General features: G+C 41.4%; 19 protein-coding genes. 1 reads left to right on the forward strand and 18 read right to left on the reverse strand.

What is annotated here, in order from left to right; translation table 11 throughout:
• Window positions 1-113 precede the first annotated feature (113 nt).
• The 6 genes from citG to uvrB all read right to left on the reverse strand — a co-directional run bounded on the left by citG (window position 114) and on the right by uvrB (window position 7192).
• Window positions 114-1016 (reverse strand): triphosphoribosyl-dephospho-CoA synthase CitG, encoded by a 903-nt coding sequence (gene citG / locus PVE40_RS10165; protein ID WP_274731815.1) that lies wholly within the window; start codon window positions 1014-1016, stop codon window positions 114-116.
• Window positions 1006-1713: a GntR family transcriptional regulator gene (locus PVE40_RS10170; RefSeq protein ID WP_420828529.1), complete on the reverse strand. Its 708-nt coding sequence runs from the start codon at window positions 1711-1713 to the stop codon at window positions 1006-1008. The genes citG and PVE40_RS10170 overlap by 11 nt, the downstream gene beginning before the upstream one ends.
• Before the next feature lie 162 nt (window positions 1714-1875).
• Complete coding sequence (locus tag PVE40_RS10175) at window positions 1876-2298, reverse strand: universal stress protein (RefSeq protein ID WP_274731816.1); 423 nt, start codon at window positions 2296-2298, stop codon at window positions 1876-1878.
• A 168-nt stretch (window positions 2299-2466) separates the two neighbouring features.
• Complete coding sequence (gene pnp / locus PVE40_RS10180; protein ID WP_274731817.1) at window positions 2467-4578, reverse strand: polyribonucleotide nucleotidyltransferase; 2112 nt, start codon at window positions 4576-4578, stop codon at window positions 2467-2469.
• A gap of 215 nt (window positions 4579-4793) precedes the next feature.
• Window positions 4794-5063: a 30S ribosomal protein S15 gene (gene rpsO, locus PVE40_RS10185; protein ID WP_274731818.1), complete on the reverse strand. Its 270-nt coding sequence runs from the start codon at window positions 5061-5063 to the stop codon at window positions 4794-4796.
• A 137-nt stretch (window positions 5064-5200) separates the two neighbouring features.
• Window positions 5201-7192 (reverse strand): excinuclease ABC subunit UvrB, encoded by a 1992-nt coding sequence (gene uvrB / locus PVE40_RS10190; RefSeq protein ID WP_274731819.1) that lies wholly within the window; start codon window positions 7190-7192, stop codon window positions 5201-5203.
• 167 nt (window positions 7193-7359) lie between these two features.
• Between uvrB and rpsT the strand changes: the two genes are divergently transcribed.
• A complete protein-coding gene (gene rpsT / locus PVE40_RS10195; protein WP_274731820.1) occupies window positions 7360-7614 on the forward strand; it encodes a 30S ribosomal protein S20 in 255 nt (84 codons plus the stop codon).
• A 40-nt stretch (window positions 7615-7654) separates the two neighbouring features.
• Here the strand turns inward: rpsT and holA are convergent, their stop codons facing one another.
• The 12 genes from holA to PVE40_RS10255 all read right to left on the reverse strand — a co-directional run bounded on the left by holA (window position 7655) and on the right by PVE40_RS10255 (window position 17424).
• The gene (holA, locus tag PVE40_RS10200; RefSeq protein ID WP_274731821.1) at window positions 7655-8677 is read right to left on the reverse strand and encodes a DNA polymerase III subunit delta; all 1023 of its coding nucleotides are present in this window, start codon (window positions 8675-8677) and stop codon (window positions 7655-7657) included.
• 32 nt (window positions 8678-8709) lie between these two features.
• Entirely contained in the window at window positions 8710-11064 is a 2355-nt protein-coding gene (locus tag PVE40_RS10205; protein ID WP_274731822.1) for a DNA internalization-related competence protein ComEC/Rec2, read from the reverse strand.
• The gene (locus PVE40_RS10210; RefSeq protein WP_274731823.1) at window positions 11021-11563 is read right to left on the reverse strand and encodes a ComE operon protein 2; all 543 of its coding nucleotides are present in this window, start codon (window positions 11561-11563) and stop codon (window positions 11021-11023) included. The genes PVE40_RS10205 and PVE40_RS10210 overlap by 44 nt, the downstream gene beginning before the upstream one ends.
• 93 nt (window positions 11564-11656) lie before the next feature.
• A complete protein-coding gene (locus tag PVE40_RS10215) occupies window positions 11657-12292 on the reverse strand; it encodes a helix-hairpin-helix domain-containing protein (protein WP_274731824.1) in 636 nt (211 codons plus the stop codon).
• Window positions 12293-12403: 111 nt separating this feature from the next.
• Window positions 12404-12913, reverse strand: a complete 510-nt coding sequence (locus tag PVE40_RS10220; RefSeq protein WP_274731825.1) for a signal peptidase I — start codon at window positions 12911-12913, stop codon at window positions 12404-12406.
• Window positions 12914-12931: 18 nt separating this feature from the next.
• Window positions 12932-13417 carry a pantetheine-phosphate adenylyltransferase gene (coaD, locus tag PVE40_RS10225; RefSeq protein ID WP_274731826.1) on the reverse strand — a complete coding sequence of 162 codons (486 nt, stop codon included), beginning with the start codon at window positions 13415-13417 and terminating at the stop codon, window positions 12932-12934.
• Window positions 13418-13981, reverse strand: a complete 564-nt coding sequence (gene rsmD, locus PVE40_RS10230; protein ID WP_274731827.1) for a 16S rRNA (guanine(966)-N(2))-methyltransferase RsmD — start codon at window positions 13979-13981, stop codon at window positions 13418-13420.
• A gap of 15 nt (window positions 13982-13996) precedes the next feature.
• Window positions 13997-14278 carry a YlbG family protein gene (locus PVE40_RS10235; RefSeq protein WP_274731828.1) on the reverse strand — a complete coding sequence of 94 codons (282 nt, stop codon included), beginning with the start codon at window positions 14276-14278 and terminating at the stop codon, window positions 13997-13999.
• Entirely contained in the window at window positions 14268-14720 is a 453-nt protein-coding gene (locus PVE40_RS10240) for a YlbF/YmcA family competence regulator (protein ID WP_274731829.1), read from the reverse strand. The genes PVE40_RS10235 and PVE40_RS10240 overlap by 11 nt, the downstream gene beginning before the upstream one ends.
• Window positions 14721-14732: 12 nt before the next feature.
• Complete coding sequence (locus PVE40_RS10245; RefSeq protein WP_274731833.1) at window positions 14733-15746, reverse strand: CAP-associated domain-containing protein; 1014 nt, start codon at window positions 15744-15746, stop codon at window positions 14733-14735.
• Between the two features lie 116 nt (window positions 15747-15862).
• A complete protein-coding gene (locus PVE40_RS10250; RefSeq protein WP_274731830.1) occupies window positions 15863-17122 on the reverse strand; it encodes an FtsW/RodA/SpoVE family cell cycle protein in 1260 nt (419 codons plus the stop codon).
• A 2-nt stretch (window positions 17123-17124) separates the two neighbouring features.
• The gene (locus PVE40_RS10255) at window positions 17125-17424 is read right to left on the reverse strand and encodes a DUF1507 family protein (RefSeq protein WP_274731831.1); all 300 of its coding nucleotides are present in this window, start codon (window positions 17422-17424) and stop codon (window positions 17125-17127) included.
• Window positions 17425-17629 lie beyond the last annotated feature (205 nt).

Consider the following 17629-nt stretch of genomic DNA (forward strand, 5'->3'; position numbering starts at 1 on the left):
CAGCTAACAGTTCCTACTGCCAAGCCTGTAGTGGACTTTCACCACCAAGTTATCGCCCATGCTGGGCGCACAACAAAGAGCCAGTCATTTGTCTTTTCAAATGACTGGCTTTTTTAAATGATTCTTTCCATTTTCGCCAGTAAAAATGCAACGGATAATAAATCAGCTGAGCCTCCTGGACTAATGTTCTTAGAAATGAATTCTTTATTAAATTGGGTTATTTTTTGGATCGCATCTGGCTGCTTCATGCCGCCTTGTGCTAGAAATTCTTTCGCTTGTTTTTTTACTTCTTGCAACGTTTCGATATTACTGCGATGAATAATGTTCGAGTCCTCGCTGGACGCCATCAGCAAAAAGAGAGCTTCTAACAGCCGATCGTCCGTCTTCAAATCTACGGTTGCTCGTAAATAAGGCATTACTTCCTCCATCACAGAGGGAAATCCCTGTTCGACTTCCCCACGCACACCGGTAATTCCATACTTTTGGTATAATTTCTCTCCATTTGTAAGAAATGATTTGTTTTCTAAATGATTTAATTCCCGCTCCACGAGTCCTTCTGTGATTTGTTTTACATAGTCTACGACAAGATTTGTTTCAGTCGGAGTGAAGGCAGGCAGTTCTTCTTGTTCGTCTAGAATGGCTTGAAGATAAACCCCGTATGCGGTCAATAAAATACCGATAGAGAAGATAACGCCCTTGTGGGTATTAATTCCCTTCGTCTCCTCAAACATGGCTCTCTCGGCTTTGATTCCGATTTCACGGATCAGGGGAAGAAGTTCTTTTACGTCTCCCTTGTGTTGCATACCGAGTTGAACCAGTTCTGTAAAATAAGGACGAAAAACAACAGCACTTAAGATAAAAGTATGGATATCCATATCCGTATGCGCTCCTGCGTCGTATGCATCTACTAATCCTGGTTTGGGTGACAGAACGGCCTCAGTTAAAAGGGATTGTTCAGCATAGCTGCCTAGTCGTTGACTCCAGCGCTCTGCTTTTTCCTCCAATTTAACGCACATTCTGTTCATCCCCCTTGAGCATTTCTAAAATAATATGTTCTTTAGAATATTCTAGGTGCTTCGTAATAATTTCAGTAAGCCCTTTTTCATCTTTTTCTAACATGCCTCGGTAAATCATCCAGTGTTCTCGAATTGCTTTATCTCTTCTTGGACTTTCTTTCAGTGATATATCGCGGAATCTTCTCAAGTACTCACTCAACGAGGTAACAATTTGTGCCAGACGCGGCATACCGCTAAATCGATAAATCATGCTGTTGAAATCACCGAAGTATTTAGTTACCAATTGAATGTCATCGCGATCATTTGCCTCTTCGGTCTTTTCCAATAAGATACGCAATTCATTAAAATCTTCTTTCGTCATCAGATTCATCGCACTGATTGTAGATAAAATCTCCAAGACTTTTCGAATTTTAAAGATTTCGATTGCATCTGCAATGGTTATTTTTTTCACTACCGTACCAAAACCTGGAATTCTCTCAACGAGACGCTCTTCTTCCATTCGGCGCAACGCTTCTCTGATTGGGGTACGGCTAATATTCAATCGTTCTGCATATTCCTTTTCATTGATTCGTTCCTCAACGGGGATTACACCTTGAATAATGGCCTGCTTCAACCCTTTATAAACGCTCTCATTAATGGGAAGGTTCTGCTTCAAGTCTACTAATCTAATTACTTCCTCCATATAGTCCTGTATCATCTTTTTGCACATAACTCCTCTCTAATCAAATGTGATTGTTTACGCACTCTTTAGTATAAAGAGAAATTCACTAAAAAACAAACGCTTTTCAAATTCCTTCCTCCATACAAAAACTTCCCCTCCCTTTTGGTGATCATTCTAAAGAGAAGAGAAGTCGTATGGTTATCTGACGACTAATACATCTGTTGTTGCATGTTTGATGACATAGCTGGATACAGATCCAACAAGTGCGCGATTAATGGCTCCTTTTCCAGTAGCTCCAATGACGATTAAATCAATCTGATGCTCTTTGGGAAACTGTTGAGCAATGATTTCTTTTGGGTTCCCCTGGACAATAAACGTTCGAATCGTTACCTCTGCTTCCTGACCCAACTTTTCTTTTTCCGCTAAAAAGGTTGTATCAAAATCCGTATAGTCAACCAAGGAATGTTCAGGTGAGAGTGATTCGTACCTTGTATCAGTGACATGGACTAGAAAAATTTCTGCCTCGTTTCGCTTCGCGATAGCGATTGCTTTCTTAAACATGTGGTCTGCTTGTTGCGACTCATCAACAGGTGTCAGAATTCTGCGGTAATTACCTAGCATCTGTCCGTCCCTCCTTTTCATGAGTGCCACTTGCTACTTGTATTATATAAGATTACTACCTTAAAACAAAGCGTTTTCATCAAAACCACTCCTCTTATCTAGTCACCCATTTCTCTCTATAAAAAAAGAGGCTGGGCATGAATTTCATGCCGCAACCTCTCTTCTATCTTATTCTGTTTCTTCTTTCTTCAGCAAAGCTTTGCGAGAAAGGTTAATTCTTCCTTGACGGTCGATTTCAATTACTTTTACTTCAATCTTGTCACCAAGAGTCAGTACATCTTCTACTGCGCGAACACGTTCGTTAGCAATTTCAGAGATGTGAAGCAATCCGTCTTTTCCTTTAAGGATTTCAACGAAAGCACCAAATTTCTCAATGCGTTTCACTGTTCCTTCGTAGATTTCACCAGGTTTTACTTCATGCGTCAATTCTTCAATGATCTCTTTTGCACGCTTAATCATTGCAGAATCAGCAGAAGCAATACTTACGTTACCATCTTGATCGATGTCAATTTTAACTCCTGTTTGATCAATAATGGAGTTGATAGTGTCGCCACCTTTACCAATTACCACTTTGATTTTCTCAGGTTTGATTTGCATCATTTCAATCTTCGGTGCATATGGAGAAAGTTCTTCGCGTGGAGCTGCAATAACACTTTCCATATGGTCAAGAATTTCAATCCGTGCTTGTTTCGCTTGGATTAATGCTTCTTCCAAGATTTGAGACGTAATTCCGTCAATCTTGATATCCATTTGAAGTGCTGTGATTCCTTCTCTTGTACCTGCAACCTTAAAGTCCATATCGCCTAGATGGTCTTCCATCCCTTGGATATCCGTTAGAATGGTGTAGTTTTCGCCATCTTTTACCAATCCCATTGCAATCCCTGCTACAGGAGCTTTAATTGGAACACCTGCGTCCATCAAAGCTAATGTTCCGGCACAAATACTTGCTTGGGAAGAAGAACCGTTTGATTCTAGTACGTCGGCTACTAAACGAATCGTGTATGGGAATGCATCTACATCAGGAATCACTTGTTTCAAAGCGCGTTCGCCCAGTGCTCCATGTCCAATTTCACGACGTCCAGGTGATCCTGCACGACCTGTGCTACCTACAGAGAATTGTGGGAAGTTGTAGTGGTGGATGAAACGTTTGCCCTCTTCTACGCCTAGACCATCAAGAATTTGGTGTTCGCCAAGTGGAGCAAGTGTACAAGCAGAAAGGGCTTGTGTTTGTCCACGAGTAAACAATCCTGAACCGTGTGTACGCGGTAGAAGGCCTACTTCAGAATCAAGGGAACGAATTTCATCCAACTTACGGAAGTCAGGACGGATTTTATCTACCGTAATCAAGCTACGTACTTGATCTTTTTCCAAATCTTCGGCAATTTGTTGTACTTCTTTCAAAATACCCACAAAGTTTTCGTCTTCCATATATAAATCAGTAAAGTGGTCAACGATTTCTACTTTTACTGCTTCAATTTTTTCGTTACGTTCCAATTTGTCTTTGGTCAAAATCGCTTCTTTCATTTTTGTACTGAAAGCATCGCTCATTTGTTTTACCAAGTCTTGGTTATTAGCTAGCAAGATCACATCCATTTTTTCCTTGCCAAGTTCAGCAACGATTTCTGCTTGGAATGCGCATAGTTCTTTAATTGCTTCATGACCGAATAGAAGTGCTTCTAGCATTCCTTCTTCTGAAACTACTTTTGCACTGCTTTCTACCATGTTGATTGCATCTTTCGTACCAGCAACGGTTAATTCAATATCAGAAACTTCTAATTGTTCTGGAGTTGGGTTCAAAATCAGTTCGCCGTTTACGCGACCAACGTTCACACCAGCAACTGGGCCAGAAAATGGAATATCTGAAATGGAAACAGCTAAAGATGAACCAAGCATTGCTGCCATCTCTGGTGTACATGCTTGATCAACGGACATAACAATGTTCGTTACTTGCACTTCATTACGGAATCCTTCTGGGAACAATGGACGCAATGGACGGTCAATCATACGAGCTGTTAGCGTTGCGTGCTCGCTTGGGCGTCCTTCACGTTTAATAAATCCACCAGGAATTTTCCCTACTGAATACATTTTTTCTTCATAGTTCACAGTCAGTGGGAAGAACCCTGCATCTTTTGGTTCTCTCGATCCTACTGCTGCTGTGAGAACAACGGTATCACCATAGCGTACAAGCACAGCCCCATTTGCTTGCTTTGCCATTTGGCCAATTTCCACTTGCAAAGGACGGCCTGCCCATTCCATTTGGAATACTTTCTTTTCTGTCATTCCTACATTTCCCCTTTTTTGAAATTACTTCCCTGTCGCTGACTACTAGACAAAGGTCAACTCATTTTGGTAAATGAACTCACATTTGCATAGTAGTGCCAAGCGGAGGGAGCTACTCTTTATTATAGACGATATTCAAATGAATTTGCACACATTTCTTCTTTCTCGATAAAGAAAGGGACTGAGAAAAATCCCAGCCCCTTGATCAGTTATGCTTAACGACGTAATCCTAGTCTTTGGATTAAATCACGGTAACGTTGTACATCTTTTTTACGTAGGTATGCCAACAAGTTACGACGGTGTCCAACTTTTTTCATCAATCCACGGTAAGAATGATGGTCCTTCTTGTGTGTACGTGCATGTTCATTTAAAAGATTGATTTCGTAAGTAAGTACAGCAATTTGTACTTCTGGGGAACCAGTATCTCCTTCATGAATCGCATATTCTTTGATGATTTCGTTTTTACGTTCTTTAGTCAATGCCATTCTTTTCACCTCTTCTTCTTATTTTCCCTTATTCTGAGTAATACGTTGGTGAATCGCAAAACCAAGAACAAGGTTGTGTAATTAATACAGAGTTAAGATTACCTTATTTTATTCTAAATTGCAAGAAAAATATTCTCTTATAAACCACGGTACATCGACTTCAATTCTAAGACTACATCACGCAGTTCAGCCGCTTTTTCAAACTGCAAGTCTTTCGCTGCTTGACGCATTTCCAATTCGATTTGTTCGACAAAAGCACGTCGTTGTTCCATCGTCATTTGTTTTGACATTTCCAGCGTGCTCATCTCTTCGTCTGCATCTTCTGGTGCATGGGTAATTCGAATTAAATCGCGCACTTCTTTGATGATGGTCTTTGGTACAATGCCATGTTTTTCGTTGTATTCTTCTTGAATGGTACGACGACGTTTAGTCTCATCGATTGCTTTCTGCATGGAATCGGTAATGCGTTCTGCATACATGATGACCTTCCCGTTCTCGTTACGCGCCGCACGGCCGATCGTTTGAATCAGCGCTCGCTCGCTTCGCAGGAACCCTTCCTTATCCGCATCTAAAATGGCTACTAAGGAAACTTCCGGGACATCCAGCCCTTCCCGTAGCAAGTTGATTCCGATTAAGACATCGAACTCTCCTAAACGCAAGTCACGGATAATTTCTGTTCGTTCCAATGTTTTGATATCACTGTGCAAGTATTTTACTTTTATCCCGATTTCTTTCAGATAATCCGATAAGTCTTCCGACATTTTCTTGGTTAAGGTAGTAATGAATACACGCTCATTGCGTTCACTGCGGATATTAATTTCACTAATCAAGTCATCAATTTGACCTTTAATGGGCCGCACTTCGATAATCGGATCGAGCAACCCGGTCGGACGGATAATTTGTTGGGCAACTTCTGTTGTTTGCTCATACTCATAAGGTCCTGGCGTTGCCGAAATGTACATAATTTGATTTACATGACCTTCGAATTCTTCCAACTTCAATGGTCGGTTATCAAGAGCAGACGGCAACCGGAAACCAAAATCAATCAATTGTTGTTTACGCGCCCGGTCTCCATTATACATTCCGCGTATTTGTGGCATGGTCATGTGCGATTCATCTACGACGATTAAAAAGTCATCCGGGAAAAAGTCGATTAACGTATACGGTGCTTGTCCCGGCTTTCTTCCATCCATATGACGTGAATAGTTCTCGATTCCGTTACAATATCCCATCTCAAGCAGCATTTCGATATCATAGTTGGTTCGTTGTTCTAATCTTTGTGCTTCCAGTAATTTGTTTTCTGCTCGTAATTCGGCTAAGCGTTCTTTCAACTCAGCACGAATGGTTCCGACCGCCTGTAGAACTTGCCCTTCATTGGCTACGAAGTGCGTTGCCGGGAAGATTGGGAAATGATCAACGTCATTTTTAATTTCACCGGTCAATACATCCACTTCTCGGATACGGTCAATCTCATCGCCGAAGAATTCAACGCGAATTGCCTCACTCTCTCTGGATGCAAGGAAGATTTCTACCACATCTCCGCGCACACGGAATCTCCCCCGCTGAAAGTCGATATCGTTTCGTTCAAACTGCATATCAACGAGACGACGCAGCAATTCATTGCGCTCCATCTCCATACCTTGCCGAATCGAAAGGACATGCTCACGGTAGTTTTCTGGATTCACTAATCCGTAAATACAGGAAACTGAAGCGACTACAATCACATCACGCCGTTCTAACAACGAACTGGTGGCGGAATGGCGTAGTTTATCAATTTCATCATTTACGCTGGCTTCTTTTTCTATATACGTGTCACTGGAGGGAACATACGCTTCTGGTTGATAGTAATCGTAGTAACTGACAAAGTATTCGACAGCGTTATTAGGAAAAAATTCTTTTAATTCTCCGTATAATTGTCCTGCCAATGTTTTATTATGCGCCAACACCAAAGTTGGACGATTTACTTCTTGAATGACATTCGCAACAGTAAAAGTCTTCCCAGTTCCGGTAGCACCCAAGAGGATTTGCGCTTTCTTATTCGCTTCTAAGCCTTCAATTAGCTGACGAATTGCTTCTGGTTGGTCTCCGCTTGGTTGATAATTTGATGTTAGTTGAAATTGGTCTTTCATTCACCATTCTCCTTTTTTCTATACCCTACTATTTTACCACCATTGCGCCTTTTCGCCAAACAACTGGTTTTCAATTTTTATTGCAAAGCCTATTGATTTTATGTATAATATGGCGTGTTGACATTTTGTCTGACGTAAGTTGAAATACCAAAGGAGGGGTGAACCCAATGCCAAATATTGATTCAGCTATCAAACGTGCTCGTACAAGCGAAAAAGCAAACGAATTGAACAACGCTAAAAAAAGCGCAATGCGTACTGCTATCAAGAAATATGAAGCAGCAGTAGCAGAAGGTGCAGATAACAGCCAAGCGTTGTTACAAGATGCATTCAAAGCAATCGACTCTGCAGCATCAAAAGGTTTAATCCATAACAATAAAGCATCTCGTGACAAATCACGTCTTGCTAAGAAATTGAATAAATAATTTCTCTTAAAGCAAAAAGCAGGCCATCCGGCCTGCTTTTTTAAGTTCCCGCATATTGGAGCATGAAGAGTTCAAACTGGATTTCTTTCAAGCTGTTCCCCGTTTTCATGTTTTTCTCTGCTTCAACCAACCCAAGATATGCCCGCATCAAAACTTCTTCACTGAGATTGCGGATTTGTTGGTTCGCAAGCTTAATTCGGTACGGATGAATTTTCAAAACTTTTGCCATATCAGGTTGCTGATACCCTTTCTTCGCCAACAATTTTACTTGCAAAAGCAAGCGGAACTGCCCGAGAAGAATGGCATTAATTTTAATCGGTTCTTCTTTTTGCAAGATCAAATCACGATACGTTTGAATTGCCTGCTGCGTATTCTTATTCAGCACATCTGTCACAATCTCAAAAATATTTTGCTCTAAATTACGCGGCACCAAGTCTTCTACCATTTTTTTGGTGATCTTTTTTGTATCCATTGCAGCTAGGAAGAGCTTCTGTAATTCATGAATTCCTTTGGATAGATTTTCTTCTGTACGCTCAAAAAAGAATTGAGCTGTGTTGCGATCCATATCAAAGCCCTCTTCTTTTACATAGCGACTCAAGTATTGGCGTGTTTCGGTTGCACCAAGCGGCGATACATCGACAATCGTAGCTTTTTTCTGTAATAGCTTGCTAATCTTCTTCCGGTTATCCAACTTCTCATAGGGAGCAAAAAAAGTCAGAATAGTGGTATCTGCCGGTTGATTTACGTACGCTTCCAGCCAACCAATATCATGTTCCAAATTATTCTTCGGTTTCTCCCCTGTAAGAAATTGCGGATTTTCGGCAATCACCAATCTGCGTTCGCCAAAAAAAGGCAGCGACTCTGCATCTTCTAAGGCCCGGTCAAGAGGGACTTCTTCCAAGTTATAGACCCCTACATTCAGTTCTTGGTCGCCCTCGTCCATTGAATGACGCAAGAGAGCTTCCCTTGCTTCTTGGATGAAGAAAGACTCCGTCCCTAGAAATAAATATACCGGACTAAATTGGCCTTTTCTTATTTTTACTAACTCGGTTGCATAACTCATCGGTTCTCATTCCATTCCTCACTATTTCCCACTTATTGTAGCATAATTTCAAAGCTCTGTTTCTGCTGATTGTAAAGAAAATGGATCGCTCCTTGTTGGTCGGTACGAAAAATAACAATTTTCCGTTCTTCTAGCCGATCGATGACAGTAGGCTCTGGATGTCCATACCGATTGTTCTTCCCGACAGAAATGAGCGCTGCTTTAGGATTTAATTGTTCTAAGAAAGCTTCGGAGGTAGAGGTAATACTCCCATGATGCCCAATCTTCAAAAAATCGACTGCTAGGCTTGGATACCGCTCCAGCACAGCTCGTTCCCCCGCTTCATCCAAATCCCCCGTGAAGAGCCAGCGATAGCCTCCTATTTGTGCAGCCAGAACCAGTGAGTCCTCATTCGTGCCCTTCCCTTTTTCCTGTGGACTTAATACTTCAAATACAAAATCCCGTACAGCAATCTGTTGGGATGCCTGAACCGGATAAACTTGAAAGTTGGGATCCTTTATTTTACTCATTTGTTCTTGCCAAGCAAGTGTTTCTTCCATCCCAGAAGCAAGGTACATGTTTTCAATCTCATATTCATTCGCCAAATAGCTTACGTTTCCCAAGTGATCCTGGTCGCTATGAGTTACCATCACCGCATCCAAACGACGTACCCCTTCCGCCTTCAAGCTGTTGACCAGTTCTTTTTGATGACGATTTTTATCCACTCGGACTTGCCAATCTTCTGTTTGGAAAAACGGAAGCTTCCCGCCTGTATCCAGCAAGGCTGTTCCTTTTTGATGTGGGGCGATAAATAAAATGGCATCACCTTGTCCCACGTCCAAGTGAATGACTTTCCCTGTAGGATCAAGATAGGGAGCAAAATAAAAGAAGACAAAGGAAAGCACCAAGAGAAAAAAGCGGCTCCTTTTCCCCTTCCCTTGTTCCATCGCTATTAAAAAAGCAATGATTCCCATCCCCAATACGCCATACCAAAAAGCATTGGGTCGCCCTGTAATCATAACAAAGGCATCCAACTCTGCTAGGTAACGGGTCATTTGTTCCATCAACAAGAGCGCCCGCTCCAAAATGAAGTGGGGAATCATCAAAAATGGGAGCGGCACCTGCAAGACTGCCAATAGCGCTACCAGCCAAAATAAAGGAAAGAAGCAATTGGAAAAAAAGAAGGTAAAGATAATGTTTACGAACATTCCCAGCCACGTTACTTCAAAGAAATGATAGCTTAAAATGGGAAAGGAAACGATGGTCATGATAAAGGACAAGAGAATCGATTGAGAAAAAGCCGATAAATGGCTTTTCTTTAGGGGACCTGCTAACAAATATAGAATTCCAGCCAGTCCATAGCTTAATTGGAAAGAGATTTGGAAAAGGAGAAACGGATTTAGCCATAATGCAAGGAGAATTGTACAAGCAAATGCATCCTTTGCATCCATCTTCGTGCCAGCCATTTCAGCACCTATCAACAAGACGTTTGTCAAAACTGCCCGAAAAATACCGACCCCACTTCCAACCAAAAGACCATAGAAAATAATACTGACCAGCAGAAAGAAACGGGAAGTTTCCTTTGTAACACCACTTCGCAACAGTAAAAATCGAATCAGCACGATGAGAAACTGAACATGCATCCCTGAAATTGAGAAAAGATGAATAACTCCTATCTTTCGGTAAGAATCCATTACTTCTCCGTCTATTTCTTCTACTTGATTAAAGAGCATTGCCAATAAATAATCGGTCATTCTCCCTTCCGGAAGCCGTCGCTTCATCTCTTGTATCATTTTTTGCGGTGCGTTTCTTAAATATGGTCCCCATCCCACTAATGCTTCTTGTTTTTCTATTTCGCTTATTTCTGCCGTCCAATGGATTCCTCGTTGATACAAATAGCGTTGATAGTCAAATTGATGATGATTACGAGCTCCTTCCGGTTCCGTAAGCGTAAAACGTGCGCGGAGCAGGACCGGTTCTTCCATTGATTCCCAGGCATCTTTATCACCTTCACTCTTTAAGGTGTAAAAAAACGTTATTTCTTCCCGAACTTTTCCGTCTCGATACGTAGCAGTCCCTGATACCAAGTTGCCGTTTATCTTTACTTCAGAAGGATACACTTCCAATTGTCCAATAGAAAGGTCTGCTGGAAGTTGGGTTTGATTGGTGTGAACATGAAACAGTGTGAAGAGTGTCGTCAAACCTAATACGAGACTTAATAAGATGAAAATAGACTTATGCCTGAAGCAAACCGAGCGAACGAAAAAGAACCCAAATAACCCCCACGCCACTACATTCTTCGGAGAAAGAATGAGCGCGATGAGGGCTGCTGCTGTAAGACTGGATACTAAATAATAGCCTTTATTATCCTTTAAGATGTTCGATAATGGGATCGGTATGGCACTCATGTGGTTCCTCCATTGTCTCTTGTTGAGACGAATTGGGAGAAATGTGCGTTAAAGATTGGAAATATTTTGGATTCAGCGACACTTTTTCATAGGGAACCGACATTTTTTCGAGTAATTGGATTGCATAATCACTATTATGGTAATCTTCCAAGTAATATACTTTTTTAATTCCGGCTTGAAGAATCATCTTCATGCAAGGAAGACAAGGGAAATGGGTTACATAAATTTCAGCACCTTGTGTTTGAATCCCAAACTTTGCACACTGCAAAATAGCATTCATCTCGGCGTGAATCGTACGTACACAGTGCCCATCGATGATATAACAACCGTCATCAATGCAATGCACGTCACCTGAAACTGACCCGTTGTATCCACCTGCAATAATCCGCTTATCTCGAACAATCGTAGCCCCTACTTCTAAGCGCGTACAGGTACTGCGTAAGGATAAAAGTACCGCTTGAGCCATAAAATATTGATTCCATGGAATTCTTTCTTGCATCCTGTTATCACTCCTTTTGCTATTCATCATACACTACTTGAGAGGAGTTTCCAGTGCTTTTTTATTCCATCTTTTCCGCATGCTTTCCCTTTTTTATTTTGATACAGTAATCTGTTCTTTTAAGGCATCAAACGTTTTTTGACCAATCCCTTTTACTTCCATCAGCTCTTCTATGTTTGCAAAGGAACCGTTATCGGTTCGATACTGCAGAATCAGTTGCGCCTTCTTCTCACCAATTCCTGGCAAGGTCAAAAGAGCGGTCACATCTGCTTCATTGAGGTTAATCAAATCGGTTTCTGCAACATTTTCGCTCGGAAGTTGACTTTGAACCGGAACCACTTCTTCATCCTTATGCGGCACATAAATCATCATCTGATCACTCAGCTGCTGGGCAAAATTCAAAGTTGCCGTATTCGCTTCGTCTTTTAGCCCCCCTGCCAATTCGATGACATCATATACGCGCATATTCTGTTCAACCGGATAAACGCCAGGGTTTCTTACCTCGCCCTTAATATCCACCATCCATTCAACTGGCTCGACCGTACTTTCCAAAATAGGAGCTGCGGTACTCGATTCCTCTTCTTCGATGACCCAGTCCGATAAAGGTGCTTCCTCCTCCGCTGGTTCGCGGTTCAGCAGCAGCAACCCGATTCCAATTGTTTGAAGCAAAATAAAACCTGCTAACAAAAAAAGCTGGTACTTTTTCACCCATGTTCTCCAATTTTCCATTGTCACCACTCCTCTCTTAATAAGTACGCAAAAAGAAGCAGTTTCCTTTATTTAAAAAGAAAAAAGTAGCCAGAATGAACTCCAGCTACCCGATTATTGTATTCATACATCCTAATTTGTTGTCGTTTGTTCTTCTGGTTCATCATCTGAGTGGAAATAAAGATAGATGACATATGCCCCCACCAAGAAAATCATCACTGGAAATACAAAGGGCTGTTGGAGAAACAGGATGATGCTTCCGAAGCCTGGCAATAGCCATTTCAGGGTACCAATATAATTTTCTCTTGCTACAAGGACCGCATCCTCGTTGTTATTCGCATCCCCTTTGGTGACGAGCCCTTCTTCCGTAATTTCTTTCACTCGATGCGTCACGATTGTGTCATCGTCTAGAAAGGTAATGACTTCGTCAACGCCAATGCTTTCAAAAGGCTCACCTTTTACAATTGCGTAATCTCCTGGCGAAAACGCTGGTTCCATACTGCCGCTGATGACAATGTATCCTTTATGGCCAAACAACCCTGAAGCTGAAGGTGCAGATAAAAAGTTCATAATACCAATTAAAATAAAAAGACTAATGAGAACGGTAAAGATAAGTTGAATAATCCGTTTTACTAATTTCATTGTCTACCTCATTCATTATTATTTTGCGTATTTCTCTTTCATTGCATCTTCTATTACTTTTGGAACAAGTTGAGAAATATCACCACCGAACATGGCGACTTCCTTAATCAAACTAGAACTGATGAAGCGATACTCCGGCGAAGCCAGTAAAAGAACGGTTTCTAGTTCTGCGGCTTGGAGACGGTTCATCATGGCGATGCTTTCTTCATATTCGAAATCTTTTACATTTCGCACTCCACGAAGTAACGCGGTAGCGCCTAACTCCTTCGCCATCTCAACTGTGAGGCCGCCGTTATGAGGGACCACTTTTACCTTGGGGTTGTCTCCCAGAACTTGTTTGGCTAAGGAAATTCGTTCCTCACCAGTAAAAAGTGACTTTTTGGAAGTATTTGTTGAAATGGCGACCACCACTTCATCAAATACATGCGTTCCTCTTCTGATTGTATCCATATGCCCATTGGTTAAGGGATCAAAACTTCCTGGAAATAAGGCAATCTTCTTCATTTACTCACCCATCCCTTCAAAAATCTCGATGGCAATTGTGCCATATACCGCACGTTTTCTTTTTTGATACGGTCCAATTTGATCCGGCAACTCATGATACTTGTCCATTTCACAAACGAATACTGTTTCTTCGTCCACTACTTGATGAGCCAGAAGCAACTGAATATCGGACTCCGTTTTCTCTGCTTGATAAGGCGGGTCAATGAAGACCATTTGGAAGGTTTGACCTGCATGCTCTTGAGCAAACTTTTCCACATTTTTCCGCGAGTCCCCGAACAAAACGGTAAATCGTTCTTTTTCTTTTGTTACTTCAATATTTTCGCGAATCACTTGAACCGCTTTTCGATTTTTTTCGGAGAGAACCGCATGTTCCATCCCTCTCGACACCGCTTCAATCGCTAAGCCACCGCTTCCGGCAAACAAATCCAAGCACCAACCCCCATCGAAATAAGGACCAATGATATTAAATAAGGATTCCTTTACTTTATCGGTTGTCGGACGTGTATTGTCTCCTGGAACAGGCTTCAATCTTCTCCCTTTGTATTCTCCTGCAATTACTCGCATTGCGTTCACCTCGATTTATTTTGATTCTAGAGTGGATGTTGTTTCTTTTTGATCGAGTGCATGAGCAAAGGTCATATCGATTTCAGGACGGTGAGATATTTCTACTTTACGCACATAATGGAGACTTTGCAGACGTTCCATCTTTTCTTGCACTTCTTCTTTGTCTACATACATCACGATATACTTCAGCCGATTGGATACATAATGAATGTAGCCGAACCGTTTTAAGTTTTTCAACTGACGGAGTGTATAGACCCAGATAATGATTCCTTGTCTTTCCTTCATTTCAAAGTTCAATATCTTTCCTCTTTCCTAGATGTATTTCGCAAGCAGTCGGCAAACCAATGACAGATAGAGAAAAAGCATCCCCAGCGGATACGAGAATATTGTTCGACACCGCGGACGCAATCCGTTTGGCAATCAAGTCCAACTGTACTTGAAGATTTCGTTCTGCCATTCGGTATTGATAGACGGCTTCATCCATATCCATCACCCGTTTCGCTTGGTAGAGTTCTCTTCTCGTCCCCTCATAGTCAGGAGCATACGTTCCGTAAGCTTCAATCTGACTGAACTTCTCCTTTGCTTCCTGGAAGAGAGCAATCTTTTCCTTCGCTTCTTTGGAGGCCTCTAAAACTTTTTTGGCTGCTTTAAACTCTTTCATTGCCTGACTTGCTTCGATTTGTGTTACAACTTCTTCACACTTTTTTTCTAAAGCGAATAGTTCTTCGTTAATAATCATTCGCAATTCCCCTTACTTGAGTAGGAATAATAAATCGTCATCAATGACTTTGAGAGCGATCGATTGAAAAGATGGTTCTTTGAGAACTTTCCGATTATTCTTATTCGAAAACAACAAACCAAATTGAGTTGGCGTATCGAAGATTCGGTCTCCACTAATATATAAACTTTCTACTTCTTGATCTATCTCGTCAGTCGGAGGCATTTCTTCAAAGGTCAATTCCCCTTTGCCAAGCTCCTCCGTCATCTCCTCTGCCAGTTCATTTAGTTCGGTTGAGGGTTCTAAAGATGGAAGGTCCTTGTTCAAACGACTCATTTCAATGTAGCTGTAGAGCTGTCTTTCTTTCTCTGCCAGCACTGCTGGACTTTGTACAGGAACCTCAATGACCGGTTCTGCTTCTTCCGTTTCCGTATTCACAACCGTGTAGAAATTCAGATCCCTTAATTGCTGGGGAGATACGTAATGCAGTCCATAAATTTCGTTATTTTCGGGATGAATGAAAATCATTAAAAAGGTTTCGTTTTCAAACTGAATCAACGGGAACCATTTCCATTCTTGGGCAGATAAGGAAAGATAGTATTCTTTTCCTTCTTCCGTAAAAATAAACTCTTTGGCTAACTCGGTTTCGTCATAGACATTTTCACGGCTCATCCCAATCCGAAAAGGCCCCGTGTTGATTTGATTGCCTAAAACAAAAATTGAATAGATCGTATTGTCTTTTACTTCCAGCTGAACATACTTCTCTGGATCTGTGTCATAGGTCCACCACTCTGTTCCCAGACCGCTCGGTGCAATCCGAGCAGGCTCCCCGTATCGCGCCATATACTGCTCCACAGGCTCATTCATGTAATGCTCATAACCACTGACCGGCATCGGATAAACTCGATCTTCCATATCCATCGTTTTTTCCTGTATTTCTTCATTGGTACCTTTTGTTGCCGGCATTTCTTGTTGCTCAACAAAAATCGGGAGGTAGTATAAACTAAATAAAAATAGAACACTTAATACAAACACCCGTTTTATCATTTTCCCCACCAGTTTCTTCTTGTCAAAACAAAAACTCCTGACTTTTGGTTGATTGCTTCGGCAAAAGAGGCTGGAATCATTCTCCCGCCTCTTCCTCTTTACCTTATCAAAAAATGTTACGCTTGGCTTGCTCGAATCCGATTCTTAATGGAGATGTTATGGATAATCCCAATTGCCACAGAGGAAACGAGAATACTCGAGCCTCCATAACTCATGAAGGGAAACGTCACACCTGTAAGCGGAAGAATCCCAATCGCTCCACCCACATTAATCGTTCCTTGAATCAAGAACATCGTCGCAATCCCGATACAAACCAATTGGCTATACGAATCCTTCACTCGTAAACTAATCCGGTAAATTCGGTAGACCAAGTAAAAGAAGAGCGTTAAGACTACCACCACTCCTACTAATCCCAATTCCTCAGCCGTAATGGAAATGATGAAGTCCGTATGTGATTCAGGTAAATATCCAGATTTTTGAACACTTTCCCCTAATCCAACTCCAAACATCCCTCCTCTGGCTAACGCATAGAAGGAATTCACGAGTTGGAAGGAAGAATCTTGCATATCTTGGAAAGGATCTAAGAAAGCTGTAAACCGTTCTGCCATATAAGTAGGCATGAATGGCAAATTGCCGAATAACTTCATGATTCCAATGAAGAGTGTATAAAAAATTCCGACTCCGCTAATCGCTAATAAGCCATATTGGAAGCGAATGCCGCTCAATAAAAACATGACAAAGCAAATCCCGCCGATAATGATGACGCCCCCCATATCAGGTTGCAACATCACTAAGAATAAGAATACAGCCATAAAAATCAATGGTTTCTTCAACAAACGAATCATCTGTTTAAGAACAAAACGAAACTTCGTTGTTTTCGCCTCGTCCTTCTCGCCCTCATATCCAATCTCTGCTAAGGCTTGTTGGTTGTTGGAGAAGAAGACAGCCAGATAGAGAATCATCGCTATTTTCAAGAACTCAGTGGGCTGAATACCGAATGTACCGATATTCATCCAGGCGCTCGCTCCATTCGTAGCACTCGCCCCTTTCGTAATAAACCCTACTACGATCAAGTACAGCAATGCGAAGAATAAGGCCACAAGTGCGATCCCGATTAGTCCTTTTGATTTTATGATTCGGTGATTGATGAGGGAAAGAAATCCTACAATCCCCAAACTCACAACAGCAAAAACCAATTGCCGAATAAAGAAGTACTCAGAATTATTAAAGAGGGTCATTGCCATGTAGCTGCTAGAACTATAGACCATGATTACCCCGATCGCCATCATCAATAAATACGGAGCAAGCAGCTTCCAATCAAAATAACGAAATTTTAGTTTGAACCCCTGCAAGATTACATTTTCTTTCTGTTTCATTATCATTCCTCTTTTATCGGTAATTCAGGTTTATGAGTTTCATAATACTGATTATACATATTGTTTAAGGAAGTTTCTAAGTCGCTTAAAATGCGATACCCTTCCTCTTTCTCTAAAATCCCTAAGCGAATGGCAAAATCAATCTGTTTGGATAATCCAAATAACTGCGTATCAACCACTTCTTCAAACGCTGGGCAAGCAGCAAAACAAAGATGTTCTTTTTGACTATCGATTAAAGAGTAAATTTTTTCGGTGTCATTTTTTAAGATTTGAAGGGCTTCTTCTTTACCGACCATATCCATCCATTTTCCTCCTCATCGTCGTTCTACCCGAAGTTTTATCCATTATAACATAGAAAATTCATCCATTAATAGCACGATTACGACAAAAGTAGCAACTCCGGTTCAAATACGTGAAATTTTATTCATTTAAATCGAGTAGGAGGAGCCTCACGGCTCCGACCTCTCACACCACCGTACGTACGGATCCGTATACGGCGGTTCAATA

This window comes from Jeotgalibaca caeni (assembly GCF_028863945.1).
Classification (GTDB): Bacteria; Bacillota; Bacilli; order Lactobacillales; family Aerococcaceae; genus Jeotgalibaca; species Jeotgalibaca caeni.